This window comes from Rhodospirillaceae bacterium (assembly GCA_040219235.1).
Taxonomy (GTDB): Bacteria; Pseudomonadota; Alphaproteobacteria; order Rhodospirillales; family Rhodospirillaceae; genus WLXB01.
This window is the reverse complement of the sequence record JAVJSV010000016.1, coordinates 412,478-430,296: the sequence shown is the minus strand read 5'-3', so window position 1 is coordinate 430,296 and position 17,819 is coordinate 412,478. Positions and strand designations below refer to the sequence as shown.

Annotated in this window: 18 protein-coding genes; 12 read left to right on the top strand and 6 right to left on the bottom strand. The window is 53.1% G+C overall.

The features are described 5' to 3' along the window. Nucleotides 1–27: 27 nt before the first annotated feature. The 7 genes from tatB (at nt 28) to RIC29_16640 (ending at nt 6,849) form a co-directional block, all read left to right on the top strand. A complete protein-coding gene (tatB, locus tag RIC29_16670; protein ID MEQ8736560.1) occupies nt 28–549 on the top strand; it encodes a Sec-independent protein translocase protein TatB in 522 nt (173 codons plus the stop codon). 5 nt (nt 550–554) lie between these two features. Then, nucleotides 555–1,376, top strand: a complete 822-nt coding sequence (tatC, locus tag RIC29_16665) for a twin-arginine translocase subunit TatC (protein MEQ8736559.1) — start codon at nt 555–557, stop codon at nt 1,374–1,376. Nucleotides 1,377–1,492: 116 nt separating this feature from the next. Further along, complete coding sequence (gene serS, locus RIC29_16660; protein ID MEQ8736558.1) at nt 1,493–2,776, top strand: serine--tRNA ligase; 1,284 nt, start codon at nt 1,493–1,495, stop codon at nt 2,774–2,776. Between the two features lie 8 nt (nt 2,777–2,784). Continuing rightward, a complete protein-coding gene (gene surE / locus RIC29_16655; protein ID MEQ8736557.1) occupies nt 2,785–3,561 on the top strand; it encodes a 5'/3'-nucleotidase SurE in 777 nt (258 codons plus the stop codon). Continuing rightward, nucleotides 3,558–4,220, top strand: coding sequence for a protein-L-isoaspartate(D-aspartate) O-methyltransferase (locus tag RIC29_16650; protein MEQ8736556.1), 663 nt, complete (start codon nt 3,558–3,560; stop codon nt 4,218–4,220). Before surE ends, RIC29_16650 begins: the two co-directional genes overlap by 4 nt. Nucleotides 4,221–4,262: 42 nt before the next feature. Then, on the top strand, nt 4,263–5,204 hold the full coding sequence (locus RIC29_16645; GenBank protein ID MEQ8736555.1) for a M23 family metallopeptidase: 942 nt from the start codon (nt 4,263–4,265) through the stop codon (nt 5,202–5,204). A 97-nt stretch (nt 5,205–5,301) separates the two neighbouring features. Next, nucleotides 5,302–6,849 (top strand): FAD-dependent oxidoreductase, encoded by a 1,548-nt coding sequence (locus tag RIC29_16640; GenBank protein MEQ8736554.1) that lies wholly within the window; start codon nt 5,302–5,304, stop codon nt 6,847–6,849. On the opposite strand, the gene RIC29_16635 is transcribed toward RIC29_16640, so the two are convergent. Then, complete coding sequence (locus RIC29_16635) at nt 6,846–7,718, bottom strand: ATP-binding protein (protein ID MEQ8736553.1); 873 nt, start codon at nt 7,716–7,718, stop codon at nt 6,846–6,848. The two genes, RIC29_16640 and RIC29_16635, sit on opposite strands and share 4 nt — an antisense overlap. A 147-nt stretch (nt 7,719–7,865) precedes the next feature. On the opposite strand from RIC29_16635, the gene yajC reads away from it, so the two are divergent. The 3 genes from yajC (at nt 7,866) to RIC29_16620 (ending at nt 11,259) form a co-directional block, all read left to right on the top strand. After that, nucleotides 7,866–8,219 (top strand): preprotein translocase subunit YajC, encoded by a 354-nt coding sequence (gene yajC / locus RIC29_16630; GenBank protein ID MEQ8736552.1) that lies wholly within the window; start codon nt 7,866–7,868, stop codon nt 8,217–8,219. A gap of 70 nt (nt 8,220–8,289) precedes the next feature. After that, the gene (secD, locus tag RIC29_16625) at nt 8,290–10,830 is read left to right on the top strand and encodes a protein translocase subunit SecD (GenBank protein MEQ8736551.1); all 2,541 of its coding nucleotides are present in this window, start codon (nt 8,290–8,292) and stop codon (nt 10,828–10,830) included. 33 nt (nt 10,831–10,863) lie between these two features. After that, nucleotides 10,864–11,259 (top strand): Mth938-like domain-containing protein, encoded by a 396-nt coding sequence (locus tag RIC29_16620; GenBank protein ID MEQ8736550.1) that lies wholly within the window; start codon nt 10,864–10,866, stop codon nt 11,257–11,259. A gap of 49 nt (nt 11,260–11,308) precedes the next feature. Here RIC29_16620 and RIC29_16615 read toward each other — a convergent pair whose 3' ends face one another. From RIC29_16615 to RIC29_16600, 4 genes are all read right to left on the bottom strand, one after another. Next, nucleotides 11,309–11,887 (bottom strand): urate hydroxylase PuuD, encoded by a 579-nt coding sequence (locus RIC29_16615; GenBank protein ID MEQ8736549.1) that lies wholly within the window; start codon nt 11,885–11,887, stop codon nt 11,309–11,311. 115 nt (nt 11,888–12,002) lie between these two features. Beyond that, nucleotides 12,003–13,256: a hydroxysqualene dehydroxylase HpnE gene (hpnE, locus tag RIC29_16610; protein MEQ8736548.1), complete on the bottom strand. Its 1,254-nt coding sequence runs from the start codon at nt 13,254–13,256 to the stop codon at nt 12,003–12,005. Next, entirely contained in the window at nt 13,253–14,116 is an 864-nt protein-coding gene (locus RIC29_16605; protein ID MEQ8736547.1) for a squalene/phytoene synthase family protein, read from the bottom strand. Before RIC29_16605 ends, hpnE begins: the two co-directional genes overlap by 4 nt. Next, nucleotides 14,113–14,958: a squalene/phytoene synthase family protein gene (locus RIC29_16600; protein MEQ8736546.1), complete on the bottom strand. Its 846-nt coding sequence runs from the start codon at nt 14,956–14,958 to the stop codon at nt 14,113–14,115. The genes RIC29_16605 and RIC29_16600 overlap by 4 nt, the downstream gene beginning before the upstream one ends. Nucleotides 14,959–15,023: 65 nt before the next feature. Between RIC29_16600 and RIC29_16595 the strand changes: the two genes are divergently transcribed. Next, nucleotides 15,024–15,875, top strand: coding sequence for a phytoene/squalene synthase family protein (locus RIC29_16595; protein MEQ8736545.1), 852 nt, complete (start codon nt 15,024–15,026; stop codon nt 15,873–15,875). 3 nt (nt 15,876–15,878) lie between these two features. On the opposite strand, the gene trmFO is transcribed toward RIC29_16595, so the two are convergent. Further along, the gene (trmFO, locus tag RIC29_16590) at nt 15,879–17,255 is read right to left on the bottom strand and encodes a methylenetetrahydrofolate--tRNA-(uracil(54)-C(5))-methyltransferase (FADH(2)-oxidizing) TrmFO (GenBank protein ID MEQ8736544.1); all 1,377 of its coding nucleotides are present in this window, start codon (nt 17,253–17,255) and stop codon (nt 15,879–15,881) included. 108 nt (nt 17,256–17,363) lie between these two features. Here trmFO and RIC29_16585 point away from each other — a divergent pair, with 108 nt between their 5' ends. Next, on the top strand, nt 17,364–17,756 hold the full coding sequence (locus RIC29_16585; protein ID MEQ8736543.1) for a DUF4170 domain-containing protein: 393 nt from the start codon (nt 17,364–17,366) through the stop codon (nt 17,754–17,756). The last annotated feature ends 63 nt before the right edge of the window (nt 17,757–17,819 follow it).

Sequence of the window (17,819 nt, the reverse complement as noted above, 5' to 3'; positions counted from 1 at the left end):
GAGTAAGGTAGGAACACCGTGTTCGGAATGAGCTGGTGGGAACTTTCTATTGTGGGTTTGATGATGATCCTTGTGCTTGGGCCTAAGGAACTTCCTCATGCCATGCGCACAATGGCCCGCATGATGAGAAAAGCGCGACGGCTGGCTTCTGAATTCCAGGGCCATATGGATGATTTGGTTCGGGAAGCGGACCTAGACGACGTCAGAAAAACAGTAAATTCCATTAAAAACCATGATATCGGAGCCGCGATTAGTCAGGCCGTTGATCCAAAGGGTGAGCTTCAGTCGGACCTGAAATCGACCCTGGATGATGCCAAACAGCAGGTTTCACATATCAAAACCGAAGCCGGGCCAACCCCGGCGTCCCTGCCGGGACCGTCCAAGGTGACTCCGGCCACCACCACACCGGCCACCACCACACCGGCCCCTGCAGCTATCGAGCCGCCAGCAGCCAAAACAGAAGTGACAGCAAACACAGCGCCAGCAAACACAGCGCCAGCAAACACAGCCAAAGTTTCAGAATCTTCTGCGTCTGCGGGTAACGCCTAGCTCCCATGGCAGAGGATCCTGATTCCCATACGATGCCGTTGCTCGATCACTTGATGGAGCTACGGAACCGTCTGATCTGGACCATCCTGGGGTTTCTGATCACCTTTTTTGTGTGCTTCTATTTCGCGCAACCGATCTATGGCTTTTTGGTCAAGCCTTTGGCCGAGGTTATGTTGGAGGTCGGCGGCACCAACCGCATGATCTACACAGCACTGACGGAAGCCTTCTTTACCCAGATTAAGGTTGGCTTTTTTGCAGCGGCGTTTGTCAGCTTTCCAATTATAGCCAGCCAGCTATGGTTATTTATCGCGCCCGGGCTTTACAAGCACGAGAAGGGCGCGCTTGCGCCGTTTCTTGTGGCCAGCCCGGTCCTGTTTTTGGCCGGAGCCTCCTTCGTTTACTACTTCATCATGCCGATGGCCTGGCGTTTCTTACTGCAGTTCCAGACCGGCGCGGACGAGAGTGTGCTGCCGATTGAGCTGGAAGCCAGGGTGGGGGAATACCTTGGGCTGGTGATGAAGTTGATCCTGGCTTTTGGGATTAGCTTCCAAATGCCTGTCTTGCTGGTTCTGCTAGCCCGGGTCGGCATTGTTTCAGCAGATGGACTGGCCGAGAAACGCAAGTACGCCATTGTCGGGGTGTTTGTTTTTGCCGCCATTGTCACGCCGCCTGATGTGATCAGCCAGATCGGCTTGGCTGTACCGATGATGGTTCTTTATGAAATCAGCATCTATGCCTGCCGCATTATCGAGCGAAAACGCGAAGAGGCTTGGGCGGAAGATGCAGAAGACGATGAGTTCGAAGATACGGACTTCAACGAGGCCTGATCTCAGATAGCCCGGCGCCCGTCTGGTTATGCCATCTGGATATGCCAGTGGACGCTGCGGCTTGGGTTCCGTATAACCCGCGTCCATAATACTTCACCTCAGCGGCTAGACCTCCCATGCATGATTTAAAGTGGATTAGAGACAATCCAGAAGCCTTTGACAGCGGCCTCAAACGTCGTGGCCTAGACCCCTTGTCTGGTAATATCTTGGCGTTGGACGAGCGCAACCGTGAGGCTGTGACCAAGCTCCAAACGCTGCAAACAGAGCGCAATGAGAGTTCCAAGAAGATCGGCCAGGTCAAGAAACAGGGGGGAGACGCTTCTGAGATTATGGCCGCCGTGGCAGCACTTAAAGATGAAATGATCCGGCTGGAAGAAGAGCAGAAGCATGTTTCGGACGATCTCCGATCCCTTCTGCTTGGGATTCCAAACTTGCCGCATGATGACGTTCCAGACGGCCTAAGCGAAGACGACAACGTTGAACTGCGTAAAGTCGGAGAACCCCGCGCTTTTAACTTTGAGGTTAAAGACCACGTCGCCCTGGGTGAGGGCCTGGGTGGGATGAAATTTGATGCCGCAGCTAAAATGTCCGGCGCGCGCTTTGTGGTTTTGACGGGGCCACTGGCCAGATTAGAGCGGGCGATTGCTCAATTCATGCTGGACACGCACACAGAACAGAACGGCTATACTGAGGTTATTCCGCCGTTGTTGGTGAAAGACCCAGCTTTGATTGGCACCGGCCAACTGCCGAAATTTTCTGATGACCTTTACAAGACCCAGGATGATTTATGGTTGATCCCAACAGCCGAGGTCTCTCTAACCAATCTTGTTGCCGACAGCATTTTAACGGCCAGCGAATTGCCGCTCAGGTTTACAGCCTTCACACAATGTTTCCGCCGGGAAGCTGGCGCTGCGGGCAAAGACACCCGGGGGATGATCCGGCAACATCAGTTTGAAAAAGTCGAGCTGGTCTCGATCGTTGAGCCGGAGCAATCCGCGGATGAGCTGGACCGCATGACGGCCTGTGCTGAGGGAATTCTGCAAAAGTTGGCGCTTCCTTACAGAGTCATGGCGTTATCGACCGGTGACATGGGATTTGGAGCAAACCGGACTTATGATCTCGAAGTCTGGCTGCCTGGTCAAAATCTGTACCGCGAGATTTCATCGTGTTCGAACTGCCTGGACTTTCAGGCGCTGCGCATGGGCGCGCGCTATAAGCCGGAAGAGGGTGCCAAGGGAACGCGCCCGGTACACACCTTAAATGGCTCTGGTCTGGCCGTCGGCCGGACCCTGGTGGCTGTCTTAGAGAATTATCAACACCAAGACGGTAGCGTTCATATACCAGAGGTCCTTAAGCGTTATATGGGCGGTTTAGAGGTCATACCGCCAGTTCAGGGGTAGTTAGAGTTATGTTTACGCCGGTCGATGATCTTTCGGGCAGCAGAATACTTCTGTCCAATGACGACGGTATAGACGCACCAGGTCTGGCAATTTTAGAGAAAATAGCCCGCACGCTTACGGATGATGTCTGGGTGGTTGCGCCCGCAAGAGAGCAAAGCGGAGCCGGGCACTCCTTAACTCTGCATCACCCTTTGCGGCCCACGCAATTGGGCGAAAAACGTTTCATGATAGACGGTACGCCGACTGATTGCGTTCTGGTGGCCGCTCAACACATCATGACGGACTTTCCACCCGATTTGGTGCTGTCCGGCATCAACATGGGCGCAAACCTGGGCGAAGATGTTCATTACTCCGGCACGGTGGCTGCGGCTCTGGAAGCGACGTTGCAGGATATCCCGGCCATTGCCTTTAGCCAAATCATGAACGGCAGCCCCAACTGGGAGACAGCGGAGCATTATGCGGCCGACCTGATCCGCTCAGTTTGCAAGGCAAGTTGGGGTCGTAATACATTGATTAATATTAATTTTCCGGACTTAGCGGTTGATGATGTGAAAGGCGTTAAACTCGCCATTCAGGGCAAACACAAGCTGGGTGATGAATTGATCGTTCGCGAAGACCCCAGGGGTCGGCCCTATATCTGGATAGGCCCGCCGCGTGTGCATGACACCCAGGATGAAACCACAGACTTGAGTTTGACAGCCGCCGGGTACATTGCGGTTACGCCCCTGTCTGTGGATCTGACGGATCGCGACACCCTGTCAGCTTTGAAGCGGGTTCTCGAGTGAGCCAGGACTCCCGCCGCATTCGTTTGATCATGGACCTCCGTAATTCTGGAGTCACGGATACGGCTGTGCTTTCAGCGATGGAACGTATTCCTCGCGAAAATTTCGTGGAAGAGTCCTTTTTAGACCAAGCTTGGGCCAATCGCGCCTTACCGATTTCTTGTGGTCAGACCATAAGCCAGCCGCTTGTGGTCGGGTTAATGACGCAGGCGCTCAAACTGTCTGATCGACATAAAGTGCTTGAGATTGGAACCGGTTCTGGCTACCAGGCAGCCATTCTCTCGCGCTTGTGCCGTCGCCTTTATACGATTGAACGGCATAGTGACTTATTGGCTATCGCCGAAGAACGTTTTACAGCCATGTCTCTGCACAACATTACCACGCAGTCTGGCGACGGCTGGAAAGGCTGGCCACGACAGGCCCCCTTTGACCGCATTCTTGTGACTGCCGCTGCGCCTGTGGTGCCCCAGGACTTGGTGGCCCAATTGTCTGACAAGGGCGGCATCATGATACTGCCGGTCGGCGGTGAGTCTGCGGACGATCAAATGGTGGTCAGGGTTACTAAGAACCAAGGACGATTGGAGTCAGAGCCGCTCTTTCCAGTCAGGTTTGTGCCTTTGGTTGAAGGTGTACCCGATGGCCGCAGTCGCCGCGAGAATTGATTATCTTGCGAAAGGCGAGTTCCGTTCGTATCGTTCCCCGCCATGAGAAACGTTTTATTTAGAATCACCCAAATAGCCCTGATTTTTCTGGGATTGGTCGCTTGTGCCCCAAGTTGGACCCCGCCGCCTGGCTATCGCGGTGGCCTTCTGCTTGGTCAGGGGGTACCGGAAACCGTCACGGTTCAGCGCGGCGATAGTGTGTATCTCATTGCGCGGCGTTTTAATGTCCCGATGAAGTCCATCATTGAGCGAAACGGTCTTCAGCCGCCTTACGTTTTGTATCCCGGACAGGTTCTCAAATTAGATCAACCGAGGTTACACACCGTTCGACAGGGCGATAACTTGTATGGGATTTCACGTCAGTATGGCGTAGACATGCGGGCCTTGGCGCAAAAGAACGGACTAGTATCTCCTTATACAATTTATCCAGGACAGCAGTTGGCAATGCCTGGCAGTTCAACAGTGATTGCCAGTTCAGCATCAATGCCTACAAGCTCTTCGGGTTCATCTGATCAGTCTCGTCGTGGTCCGTCGAGCCCTGCGCCAGTGGCTTCAGCACCGCCACCCGTAGCCCCACCAGCGCCGCCCGTGCGCGCCGGCAGCCGTTTTGTTTGGCCGTTAGAAGGCAGGCTGCTCTCGAAGTTCGGTCCCAGCGGTCAGGGTCTACATAACGATGGAATCAATATTGAGACAGAGCGCGGTGCGCCGGTGCGTGCGGCCGAAAACGGTGTGGTGGCCTATTCCGGGAACGAACTCCAAGGATTTGGTAATTTACTGCTGTTAAAACATGCTGACGGTTGGATGACAGCATATGCGCACAACGACGAGTTGCTCGTCCGGCGCGGCGATACGGTTGGCCGAGGCCAGGTTATCTCCAGAGCGGGCAGCAGTGGGAATGTGCGTTCACCGCAATTACACTTTGAATTAAGGCGCGGGACAAAGGCTGTTAATCCCTTGGAATATCTTTCAACGTTTGGAAGCTAAGTGTTCGCGTCTTAACCGGCTGTGTACCGTTTGGCCTGACTTTCAGATGTTTTAGTGTCACGGTGGCAACATAGGAATTCTGGAGAGGAGGCTTCTCATGGGCAGTGGTTCAAAAGGTGTGATGTTTAATACAAGCATATCTAAGCGGACATTTTTGGCCGGCACGGCAGCAATCGCGGCTTTAAGCACTCAGACTTTTGGAATGCGCAGTGCCATGGCGCAAAACAGCGAGTGGGATCTAATTATTGTTGGTGGTGGAACCGCAGGGATGCCAGCAGCTCTATTTGCCGCAGATCGTGGAGCCAAGGTTTTGGTGATCGACAAGGCGCCACAACTCGGTGGCACCATGGACCGTTCAACCGGACAGGTCGCCGCATCAGGAACCGTCTGGCAAAAAGAACAGGGGATCGAAGATTCCCCGGACGCTCATTATGATGATGTCATGCGGATCAACCGCAATACCTCTGACCCGGCTCTGACGCGGCTGTTGGTCGATCATGCAGGCGATACCCTCAATTGGTTCGCTGCTCGGGGCTACACGATCATGGACAACCATCCGGTGATGGGTGGCGGCCATGAGCCATTCACGACGCGCCGTTATCAGTGGAGCAAGGATCGTGCGAAAGCCTTTCAAAACATCATGGACCCGATGATGGTGGAAGCGCAGGCGTCAAAAGACCTTAAAGTGCTGCTCGACACCGGTGCGGTGGATTTGATTCAAGACGAAACTGGCGCTGTGCGCGGCGTTGTCACCGAGAATGATACCGGCGAACGCGTTGATTACCGGGCCAAATTCGTGCTGCTGACCAGTGGTGGCTGCATGGCCAACCCCCGGATGTTCCAAGATCTCCATGGCGTGCCCTTATTCCGGGAGATTGCGTACCCCTTTAGTCAGGGCCAGGGTATTACGTTAGGTCTTGGCGCTGGCGGCTATGTCCGTGGAGGAGAAAAGTACGCAACACTATTTGGCACCATTTTGGAGAGTGATTATTACCCAGCACCGGCTGCTGCTGGTGCAGCTCTTGGGGTTGAGCGTCGTCCACCCTGGGAGGTTTTTGTTAATATGCATGGCGAGCGGTTCGTTCGGGAAGATCATCCTAGCGTCGCCCACCGCGAGTATGTGCTCGGTCAACAACCGGGTCACCGCCATTGGGCTGTTTTTGACCAGCAAATTCTTGATACGGCGCCGCCGCTTATCCCAAGCTGGTCTCGCGAACAGTTAGATGACGCTTTTGTTGATCATCCCATGTTTGCCAAAGCGGAGACTTTAGGCGAGTTGGGCGTCAAGTCTGGGATCAACCCTTACAATCTTGAGCGCGATATCAACGCATATAATGCAAGCCTATCGGCGGGTACGACGGACCCCATGGGCCGTGAGCACCGTCCGCTTGCGGTTGGAACAGCGCCGTATTACGCCATTCGGCTGCAGGGCTGGAACGTGATGTCCTATGCGGGATTGGGCGTTGATGCCCAGCTTCGGGTCACCCGCGAAGACGGTACGCCTATTCCTAACCTTTATGCTGCAGGTGAGGTCACTGGGAATGCAACCACTGCTGGGAATGCCTTAACCAACGGAATGGGGGTTACCCCCGCGCTGACCTTTGGTCGGTTGCTTGGTCAGCGGATGATTCCGCTTAAGGTCTAGTCTGGAAGGGTAATAGGAATACCCTGTTCACCGGCCAAATGTTGAATGAACTGCCAGGCGACCCGGCCCGAGCGGGAACCCCTCGTGACGCTCCATTCTTTTGCCTGGGCGATTAAGTCGTCTGATGCGATGTTGATCCTAAAAGCCCTCGCATATTCTGACACGATTTTGAAATAGGTGTCCTGGTCCAGGTGATGAAAACCGAGCCACAGACCAAACCGATCTGACAGGGACACTTTTTCCTCAACGGCTTCGCCTCGATGAATTGAGACCGCCTGTTCATTTTCGATCATATCCCGGGCCATCATGTGGCGACGGTTGGATGTGGCGTAGAAGACCACATTATCTGGTCGCCCTTCTAATCCGCCCTCGAGAACGGCTTTGAGCGCCTTGTATCCGTCGTCCAGGCCCTCAAACGTCAGATCATCGCAAAAAACGATAAACCTCCGGGATTGCAGGCGCACGATATCCAGTAATTTCGGAAGGGTCGGAATATCTTCCCTATGAATCTCGATCAGGACCAGTGCGTGATTTTTAGATAGCAGACTGTTTACTTCGGCATGTATGGCTTTGACGATGGAACTCTTGCCGGTGCCGCGCGCGCCCCATAGCAGCGCGTTATTGGAGGGAAGTCCCGCAGCGTGATTGTGGGTATTTTTTAAAAGTGTCTCCCGCTGGGAGTCGATGCCCTGAAGCAGCGCCAGCGGTACCCGATTCACCTTTGCAACAGGTTTGAGAGTCCCATTGTTTGGATCCCAAACAAAGGCGTCACCGTCTTGCAAGCTTTCACTTTCTTTTTTGGGCGGCGAGAGGCGGTCTAGGGCATCGGCAAGGCGCGTGATTTGGGCCAAAAGCGCGTCATCTGTCATATTTTTTACCTGATCTGCTATGAGAATCTTGTTTCTCGTGAAAACGTTACCAACTCATTTCAAGGCTGCAAGGGTCGAAGATCATTTGCATCCCTGTTGGGCGTGGGTATAGTCCCGGCAATTCAATTAAAACCGAGGGATTTCTGCATGTTAATTACTCCAGCCTACGCTCAGGCCGCCGGTGCAGCCGGTGCCGGAAGTGCATTTACGGCTTTCATTCCAATTATCCTGATTTTTGTGGTCTTTTATTTTCTGCTTATTCGCCCTCAGCAGAAGCGGATGAAAGATCATCAGGCCATGCTGAATGCTGTGCGTCGTGGTGATAAAGTTGTGACCAACGGCGGCATCGTTGGCACGGTGACGAAGGTGCTGACAGAGGAGCGTGAACTGCAAGTTGAGATCGCAGAAAATGTTCGAATCCGTGTCAAGCAAGACATGCTGTCGAGCGTTGTCAGTAAGACAGACCCGGTTCCTGCTAATGACGACAAAGATAAAGACTAGTCACTTCAAACACTGAAAAGGTCAGGAGGCATGGTGGCAATTTAAACGCTGCCCCTCTTGAAGAACTCGCATGCTGGATTTTGGCCGCGGAAAAATCATAACCGTCATTTTTGTGGTGCTCTTGGGTGCCTTCTTTGCAGTACCCAACGTGCTGCAGGGTGATCTGAAAGAAGACCTGCCGAGCTGGTGGCAACCGGTCAACTTAGGTCTTGATCTACGTGGCGGGTCATACCTGTTGATGGAAGTTGATATCAACGCGGTCCGTGAAGAGCAGTTTACCGACCTACAAGAAGCCACGCGGCAAGCTCTGAGAGACGCCAAGATTGGGTATCGTAATCTGGCGGTTAGGGAAGACGCCGTGACCGTCGCCTTGCCAGACCCTAGCCGCATAGCCGATGCGCGACGGGCCATTGCGGCAGGTTCTGAGGATGTCGAGTTCGAAAACCAAGAAGGCGGGCGTCTTCGCATCACCTTGTCCGACCAAGTGCTGTTGGACCGCCAATTGGCGGCTGTGACGCAATCCATCGAGATTGTGCGTCGGCGGGTTGATGAATTTGGAACATCGGAAGCAAGCATTCAACGTCAGGGTCAGGACCGCATTATTATTGAACTGCCGGGTATTGATAATCCTGAGCGGGTCAAAGACATCATTGGTCGGACAGCCAAGTTAAATTTCCATCTCATGGCACCTGGATATTCCGGCCCGGTCCCATCAGCCACTGATATTCCGGCAGGTGCTATGGCTGTCCCTGACGCTGCAGGGTCTGGCGGTGTTTATGTGGTTCAGCGCCGGGTGTCGGTCCCAGGAGAGATGCTGGTTGATTCCCAACCTAGTTTCCAAGAAGGACAACCCGTTGTTTCATTTAGATTCAACACCCAGGGTGGGCGACGCTTTGGGGCCATCACATCACAGAATGTAGGGCAAAACCTAGCAATTCTGCTTGATGACGAAGTGATCAGCGCGCCAAACATTCGAAGTGCGATTCCGGGTGGGAGCGGCATTATTGAGGGGGGCTTTACCGTTCAAGGCGCGCAAGACTTAGCGTTGCTGCTGCGCGCTGGTGCTTTACCTGCACCGCTTACCATTCTGGAAGAGCGCACTATTGGGCCAGGACTTGGCGCTGACTCTATCGAGGCTGGTGAATTTGCAAGTGTACTAGGGCTTATCCTGGTCGCCATCTTCATGGTGATGGTCTACGGCATGTTCGGCGCATTTTCGGTCATTGCACTGGGGGCGAACCTCCTGCTTATCTTGGGGGCGCTGAGTGCGATTGGAGCGACACTGACCTTGCCAGGCATCGCAGGAATCGTTTTGACCGTTGGTATGGCGGTCGATGCCAATGTGTTGATCTATGAACGGATGCGCGAGGAGATTAAGACCGGACGCACACTGTTCAACGCTCTAGATTCTGGTTTTAAACAAGCTTTCAAGACCATTATCGACTCAAACTTAACAACACTGATCGCGGCGATGTTGCTGTTTTGGTTCGGCAGTGGTCCGGTGAAGGGCTTTGCTGTAACGCTTGGTCTGGGCATTTTGTCAACGTTGTTTACGGCGACAATGGTTTCAAGGCTTATCATCGTATTGTGGGTGAGACGCAAGAAACCAACCACCTTACCAATGTCTCCCGGTGAGCATGCAAAAACGGGCCCGTTCAAGCCGTTAATTTTGTCTATGCCGCAGGAATTTGGCTTCGACTTCATTGGCAAGCGTTCGATTGCAATCGTGTTTTCAGCACTCCTGATTGTTGCCTCGCTAGGTTCCTTGGCGACTCAGAAACTGAATTTCGGCATCGATTTTGCTGGCGGTATCTTGATGGAAGTTCGAGCTGAGCAGCCTGTTGAAGTGAGCACTGTGCGCAACCAGGTTGGCGGGCTGGGACTTGGTGATGTGTCTATAACCACATTCGGGGATGAGGGACGTGACCTGTTGATCCGTATTCAGCGTCAAGATGGCGAAGAGGATGCTCAGACGGCTGCTCTTGCCTTGGTTCAGGAAACATTAGGCGACGGATATGAGTATCGACGCACAGAACTGGTTGGACCGAAAGTCGGTCAAGAACTGGTGGTTGATGGTGCGTTAGCTGTTGGCTTAGCGCTGCTCGCGATCTGCGTTTATATCTGGTTGCGATTTGAGTGGCAGTTCGCTGTGGGTGCCACATTGGCTTTGACCCATGATGTTATTGCTACGCTTGGCTTGTTTTCGATCTTTCAGTTGGACTTTAATCTGACCACTGTGGCAGCGGTGCTGACCATAGCTGGGTATTCCATCAATGATACTGTGGTGGCTTATGACCGTGTGCGAGAAAAGCTGAGGAAGTATAAGAAGTTAGCCTTACCGGATTTGGTGAATTTGGCGCTCAATAAAGTGTTGTCACGTACCTTGATGACAAGTTTCACGACCCTCTTGGCTGTAACGGCGCTCTCCATATTCGGTGGCGAGGTTCTGCGGGGATTCAGTACGGCTTTGATGTGGGGCGTTATTATCGGAACCTATTCATCGATTTATGTGGCCATGCCTGTGCTGATCTACTTTGATCTGCGACATGAAGACCTCGATGGCAGTACAGACCGCAATCTGTCCCAGGTGCCAGAAAGCGAACGAGCCTAACCTCTTTATGCAGTTTTAAAACTGAGCGCTGTCATGGACCTAACACGCATGGAGCCGACGGACCGTCAGCATATTCAGAAGTACAGCGCTGATGGTTTTACCGTTTCTGGTGTTGTGTTTCCTGGCGCTGTCTTGGTGTTCTCACAAGAATCTCTAAGCTGGCCTGTCACCTCATTCGATGCCCTGACTCTCGGTGACTTTGAGCCGATCATGGCTCATTCTGGTCAGATTGATCTCTGTTTGCTGGGCTGTGGAGACCGTATGGCTATGGTGCCAGCGGATATCCGGGAAGCTGTTCGTCGGCTAGGGATCGGTATTGAACCTATGGATACGGGGGCCGCTTGCCGCACCTTTAATGTTCTACTGGCCGAAGGACGAGCGGTTATGGCGGCTTTGATTCCGCCCACATCAGGCCCGTATGCGAGATAAAAAAAGGGACCGGCAAGCCGGTCCCTTTCCTCATAATATCTAAGTGTTGCTAGAACACGAAGTTCTGTGCGGCAACCATGCAGAACAACATTGGGATTGAAAGCAATGTGTTGGTGCGTGAGAACAGCATTGCCGTCCGTGCGGCCTTTGCTTTGGTTTCTGCATCAACTTCAACCATCCCAAGAGCTTTCTTTTGGTTTGGCCAAATTACAAACCAAACGTTGAACCACATGATGGCTCCAAGCCACATGCCAATTCCGATGATTGTTGACTCACCACTTACCATAATCGCGTCAATGAGGTAGCCACTGATCATGGCCAGGATGAGGCCGGTAATGATGGTGGCCATTGCACCCCAGCGGAACCAGAATAGGGCAGCTGGTGCAATAACCTTGCCAATGGCTGGTTTTTGCTCATCTGGAATGTTCGGCATATTCGGAATTTGTACGAAGTTAAAATACCAAAGTAAGCCGATCCACATGATGCCACTCAAAACGTGGAGCCAGCGGAAAAGGAATTGCCAGAAGATAATATCTGGCGTGGTGTATCCGTTGAGTAGAAAGACCAGGATTGTCAGTATGAAACCGGCAATAATTGTCTTGGGCAATGATTGAAGAATAGAAGCCATCTGTCTCCCCTTATGTTGTGATAGACGGACGCAACCGTCCTACAGATTTGTCGTCCAACCTTATCTTACTGATTTTTGCCATCTCCGCAACGAAGACCGAAAGCGAATCAAGGGTTTAGTGGCCCTTAGCGGCTAGCTCCGCGGCCCTAAATCCACTCTTAATTGCACTCTCTAACGTGCACGGCAGTCCGGTATTGACCCAGTCTCCAGCGAGAAAGACGTTTTTAAGACTGGTTTCTGCGCTTGGCCGATGTTTGACGAAGGCGGCATCCTGAATTGGTGTTGCGCGCCGTTCGATAATGATGCGCCCCAGGGGGAGAGGTTCATTTGCGATGTTTAAGGACTTTTGTGCGTCCGCCCATAGGGTCTCAGCAATGTCTTCCTGTGATTGAGCGGCGAGTGCGGTATCGCCACTCACCGTGACGCTTACCAAATTTGGCCGAGTGAAAACCCATTGTGCACATCCCCGGATGACTCCGGTCATACTTGTAGCTTTTTCCCCTGTATCAAAGTGAAAATGGGCGTTCACGATGGGAGACGGTGAAGGTGAAAAACGTTGTGGCAGAAAGCACTGAACGGCGGGTGACCAGGGTGTGATGGCAAGGATGACTGTGTCTTCGGGTTTCAGACTGACTGCTAATCCGCGAAATTCAAGGTGTTCTGCCCGAGTCCCGCCTCTCACTCTGAGTAGGGGGGACCCGAACAAGACTGCCATTCCCAACTTTTCGAGACGCGTTAGGGCGGGGCTGACGAAGGTCTGGCCTAAGGTCGATCTCGGGATATAGGTGCGCAATCCTCCAGTTGGCGACAAAAGTATATTACTTAGCGAACGACCGAGGAGATGGGCGGATGCCGATGAAGACGGCGCATTCATAACTGCGGTCGACAAGGGCTCCCAAAAGTTACGCCATCCATTTCCAGTCTGAGGCAGGCAGTCAGCAACGCTTTTTGCCGGTCCTGCAAATATTAAAATAAGGCCGCGCAGGTAGTCCCAGGCTGAGGTGTCACGCGCTCTGCGTGACGGACTAAAAATCCAATTGGGCAAGCGATTTGCGCCTGGCTGAAGTGTCCACCGATCATTAGTTGTTAGGTCAACAAATGGAATATGGCCTGACGTATGGACAGGCACCAATTCATCTTCCGCACCAATAAGGTCAAGATATTTAAACACATTCGGATTTCCGCCGAGCACGGCGTGGCTGCCGTTGTCGATTGTCTGATCAAGGGATGCGTCAAAGAAAGACCGGCACCGTCCGCCGGCGTGCTTCGTCGCTTCATAGACGACGACTTTTTTGCCGGCCTTTGCCAGCGAGACCGCCGCCGCCAACCCGGCAAGTCCAGCGCCAACAATATGCGTTGTGCCCGTCATCGCGCACTCAGGTATGCACGGCAGAGTGTTGTGACTTTTTGTATGCGCGTAAGTCGAATGCGCGCCCCCTGTCTTCCTAGGCCATATCGAAGAATTTTATCGAACAGGGCTTCATAGGATCGAAGCATAATCCATGCTGGGCGCGCTGACTTTGGCGGATTGTGAGACCAAAGTTTCTTTGCTGTGGCGAAGTGATTTTGAATGCGCGCAGCAATAAGACTGCAAGCCTTTGGAAAACTGGGATGCCGGATGACGTCCATAGGCTTTCGCTCAGTGATACCTGCAGCGACTAAAGCCTCATTGGGAACGTAAAGGCGTCCATTTTCCGCATCTTCTTCCAAATCCCTTAGAATATTTGTTAATTGCAGGGCTTGTCCTGTGGCATGGGCGAAGGCGGCAGACTCTGGTCCACGCCAACCCCAAATCTGTAAGCAAAGGACCCCGACCGCCGTTGCGACTTGATCTGCATAGGCCGTCAGTTCTGCCCATGTTGGCGCGACTATAGGTCCGTTTGCATCGGCTTCCATCCCATCGATTAACGCAATAAGAGAATCCTTGGAGAGATGGCAGCGCTGGATTACGTCCATTAATCCAAGGACCAGTGGGTCCTTCTTGGGCAATTCGTCTTGGTCTTTGCTGAAGCTTTTCTCGACAACCATCCGCCACTCATCCAGGGCAGAAAGTTTAGCAGTCTTACTTAAACATCCATCGGCAATGTCATCCAGCGCTTTGCTATAGGCATAAAGTGCGAATAACGCTTGGCGACGAGATTTAGACTGCAGGAGCATGGGCCAATAGAACGAACTTCTGGCCGTGCGGACGCGTTTGGCAATTTCTGCATGGGCCAAGTCTAAGTTCACAGTCGCAGAAACCTTTTTACGCCAGCGCCACCAGCCAGCATCCAGTCTCCCTTGGTGAGGGACACTTTGGCGGCGATGGGGTCGTTATGCCGAAGGCGATACGACAGTTGGCGCGCAAGTTTAATACAGATGGCGGCTTCGGCTGCCAGTCCTCGATGGCGCAGAGCGATAGGTAGTTCCAGAGCGCGTTCGAGCAGAATGTCGGTGTGATCGAGCATGCGGTCCAGTGTGGTCCGCAGTCCAGCAGTTATGGACGGCTTTTCTAGATCATTTGCTGAGGTGCCGTCTGTGGTCATCCAATCGTTCGGAAGATAAAGGCGCCTGAGACTGGTCCAATCTTGCTTTGCATCTTGGATATGATTGGTGATTTGCAGGGCGCTGCAAAGTGCATCACTGCTGGCTGTATCGATCTCTTCGCCATGTAACGCGATGAGGAACCGACCGACAGGGCAAGCAGAAAAGCGGCAATAGTTTAGCAAGTCACCCCAGGTACGGCAGGGCTTATTTAGCGCATCGTGTTTGAATGCCTCTAACAAATCAGTCGCCAGGTTGCAGTCCAGGCCACGGTTTTCTATGTGATCTTTTAGATGATTTGCGCTGTTCAAATCCTCTTGTTGATCAGGGCTGGGAGCTGTTACTGGATTGGCTTTGCTTCGAAACACCTGTTCCATTGCGGTCAAACGGGCCATTTTTTCTGCGGCCTCAATGGTCGGGGAGTCAGCAATATCATCCGCCCGGCGAGCGAAACGATAATAGGCGTGCACGTCTGTTCTCAGGTCCTTGGGGATGAGCAGGCTGCCGACCGGGAAGTTCTCTGTCTGTCGTGTTTTAGTTTGGGCCATGGATGCGTTGTAGACGAAGGTGAGCCTGTAGTGTAGGCGAGGATATGAGCAGGGAATAGAGATCGATGCCAGCGACCAAGACACTTTCTTACTGTGCGCAACTTGTAGAGCGCCATAACCGCGATAGATTCCTGACGGCCTTATTTGCCCCGATCACTGTGCGGGAGCGCTTAATGACGCTCTATGCCTTTAATGTGGAGATAGCGCGCATCCGCGAAACCGTGACCGAGCCCATGATCGGCCAGATGCGTCTGCAGTGGTGGCGGGACACCTTGACGGCCATTTCAGAGGGAAAAGGACCGCCAAAGGGGCACCCTGTCGCGGAATCCTTGGCGGACTTAGTTGAGGGGATGAAGCTCTCTGCCACTTACTTTCATGATTTATTGGCAGCCCGGGAACAGGATATGGCGGATGAGCCGCCCGGCACCCTCGATGATCTGGTGGAGTATTGCCGGGGAACGTCTGCAACTCTGTCCCACTTGGCGCTGGAAGCGCTGGACGTGAAGGATGAAAAAACCCACTTTGCGGCAGAAAATGTTGGTATTGCCTGGGCGCTAACGGGCATAGCGCGCGCCGTTCATTTTTATGCGGCGGCGGGACGGACCTTTTTACCAGGAGAAGCCTTAACAGCGCATGGTTTGGCCATCCAGGACCTGCAAGACCCGAAGACCTTTGGCCCGGCCCAGGGTATCATACGTGATATTTGCGCACTGGCCCATCATCACCTGCAGATCGCGCGTGAGAAAAGCCGGGCGATTGATTTGCGCGGTCTACCGGTTTTATTACCCGCGACGATTTCAACGGCTTATCTGAAGACCTTGAAAGACGCGGAATACAAGATTGCCGATCCTCGCGTGGCATTACAAAAGGCGCCGGTCGCAAGGCTGTGGTGGAATGCGTGGCGGAAAACTTACTGAGCGTTATTCGGCAGCTTCTGCTGGAATATTCAACCAGGATTGCAGATCTCTTTTCCCTCGGGCGGCATAAGCACCCTTACGATCCCGCCCTTTAAGTTTGCGTCCGTTTTCTTTTAGTCCTTCGGTTCCTTCCAGATCGGGGAACAAACCAAAATTGATGTTCATGGGTTGATACGTCTCTTCCAAAGCGCCGCCTGTGATATGCCCTTTTAGAGCCCCAAGCGCGGTTGTCAGGGGCGGAGGGGTAAAGGTTTGCCCTAACCGTTCGGCGGCGGCAAAGCGTCCGACCAAAAGACCGACCGCCGCACTCTCGATATACCCTTCGCACCCGGTAATTTGGCCGGCGAAACGAATACGGGGCATGGCCTTGAGACGAAAGGTATCGTCCAACAGGCGCGGTGCATTGAGGAAGGTGTTGCGGTGGATGCCACCCAGGCGGACAAACTCAGCTTTCTCTAGCCCGGGGATAGACTGGAAAACCTCTTTCTGCGCGCCATACTTCAACTTCGTCTGGAAGCCGACCATGTTATAGAGCGTGCCGAGGGCATTATCCTGACGCAGCTGAACGACGGCCCAGGCTTTTACATCGGGTTGGTGAGGATTGGTCAGGCCCACTGGCTTCATCGGGCCATAACGCAGTGTTTCACGGCCGCGCTCCGCCATTACCTCAATGGGCAGGCAACCTTCAAAGTAGGGTGTGTCTTTTTCCCATTCTTTAAATTCGGTCTTTTCACCTTCGATCAGAGCGTCGAGGAAAGTGTTGTATTGCGCCTGATCCATCGGACAGTTGATGTAATCAGAGCCTTCGCCTTTATCGTAGCGGGATTGAAACCAAGCTTTCTCAAAGTCGATGCTATCCTTGGTGACGATGGGTGCGATAGCATCGAAAAAGGCGAGAGAGTCTTCCCCGGTCAGACCACAGATCGCCTCACTTAAGGCTGGTGAGGTGAGGGGGCCGGTGGCGATAATAACACTGTCCCAGTCTTCAGGCGGGAGGCCAGCAATCTCTTCTCTGGCGATGGTGATCAGGGGGCTATTCTCAATTGCCCGGTGCACGGCCTCAGAAAAGCCGTCACGATCAACCGCAAGGGCAGAGCCTGCCGGGACTTTATGGGTATCTCCGCACTTCAAAATCAAGGACTCGAGTGCCCGCAGTTCGTGGTGGAGCAGCCCCACCGCGTTGAAGTCAGAGTCGTCTGATCGAAATGAATTAGAGCAGACCAATTCTGCCAGGCGATCTGAGGAATGGGCATCGGTCATGCGTACAGGCCGCATTTCGTGCAGGACAACCGGAATGCCGGCTTGAGCAATCTGCCAAGCGGCTTCAGAGCCTGCGAGACCGCCGCCAACAATATGAATCGGTTTTGGATTTTCTATCATGCTGTGGGGGATAGCGGGGTCCGGGACGTCTGTCCAGAGTCTTCAATAGTACTCAACAGTCGAGGACTCGGGTGTTAGTATGTACGGGCGCATTGTGAAGGATTAGGAATGTCAGATCAGAATTTTTATGTGGTTGGCGGGGAGTATGCCGATACGTCCTTTGAACAGATTGTCGGCGGCGGAGAGCCAGAAGTCCATGGCCCATTTCCAGAGCGGCAGGCTAAGGAGTTTTGGCGCTCTATTACGGGCAAGACGATCGACAATGCGATGGTCCGGTATGTCCTTAAAGCCGAGGATGAAATCAATGGCAAGGTCTATTGGGTTGTGGGTGGAGAATATGCCGACACAAAGTTTGAGGATCTGGCACTTGGTCAAGACTTAGAAGTTTTTGGGCCCTTTGAAAAATGGGAAGCTCTAGGGTTTTGGCGTGGCATCACGTCTAAATCCGTCGATAACGCACTCATACGCTATGACATTCGCAAGCATTGGAAAGACGCGTAAGATTGGCCTAATCAAAATTGATCAGACAACTTTAATTCGGTTTCCTAACAAGCTTTAGCTCAG

What these genes read in the sequence shown, in the direction of transcription:
- tatB (MEQ8736560.1), top strand. Translation starts at nt 28, where the DNA reads ATGAGCTGGTGGGAACTTTCTATTGTGGGTTTGATGATGATCCTTGTG.
- tatC (MEQ8736559.1), top strand. Translation starts at nt 555, where the DNA reads ATGGCAGAGGATCCTGATTCCCATACGATGCCGTTGCTCGATCACTTG.
- serS (MEQ8736558.1), top strand. Translation starts at nt 1,493, where the DNA reads ATGCATGATTTAAAGTGGATTAGAGACAATCCAGAAGCCTTTGACAGC.
- surE (MEQ8736557.1), top strand. Translation starts at nt 2,785, where the DNA reads ATGTTTACGCCGGTCGATGATCTTTCGGGCAGCAGAATACTTCTGTCC.
- RIC29_16645 (MEQ8736555.1), top strand. Translation starts at nt 4,263, where the DNA reads ATGAGAAACGTTTTATTTAGAATCACCCAAATAGCCCTGATTTTTCTG.
- RIC29_16640 (MEQ8736554.1), top strand. Translation starts at nt 5,302, where the DNA reads ATGGGCAGTGGTTCAAAAGGTGTGATGTTTAATACAAGCATATCTAAG.
- RIC29_16635 (MEQ8736553.1), bottom strand. Translation starts at nt 7,718, where the DNA reads ATGACAGATGACGCGCTTTTGGCCCAAATCACGCGCCTTGCCGATGCC.
- yajC (MEQ8736552.1), top strand. Translation starts at nt 7,866, where the DNA reads ATGTTAATTACTCCAGCCTACGCTCAGGCCGCCGGTGCAGCCGGTGCC.
- secD (MEQ8736551.1), top strand. Translation starts at nt 8,290, where the DNA reads ATGCTGGATTTTGGCCGCGGAAAAATCATAACCGTCATTTTTGTGGTG.
- RIC29_16620 (MEQ8736550.1), top strand. Translation starts at nt 10,864, where the DNA reads ATGGACCTAACACGCATGGAGCCGACGGACCGTCAGCATATTCAGAAG.
- RIC29_16615 (MEQ8736549.1), bottom strand. Translation starts at nt 11,887, where the DNA reads ATGGCTTCTATTCTTCAATCATTGCCCAAGACAATTATTGCCGGTTTC.
- hpnE (MEQ8736548.1), bottom strand. Translation starts at nt 13,256, where the DNA reads ATGACGGGCACAACGCATATTGTTGGCGCTGGACTTGCCGGGTTGGCG.
- RIC29_16600 (MEQ8736546.1), bottom strand. Translation starts at nt 14,958, where the DNA reads ATGGCCCAAACTAAAACACGACAGACAGAGAACTTCCCGGTCGGCAGC.
- RIC29_16595 (MEQ8736545.1), top strand. Translation starts at nt 15,024, where the DNA reads ATGCCAGCGACCAAGACACTTTCTTACTGTGCGCAACTTGTAGAGCGC.
- trmFO (MEQ8736544.1), bottom strand. Translation starts at nt 17,255, where the DNA reads ATGATAGAAAATCCAAAACCGATTCATATTGTTGGCGGCGGTCTCGCA.
- RIC29_16585 (MEQ8736543.1), top strand. Translation starts at nt 17,364, where the DNA reads ATGTCAGATCAGAATTTTTATGTGGTTGGCGGGGAGTATGCCGATACG.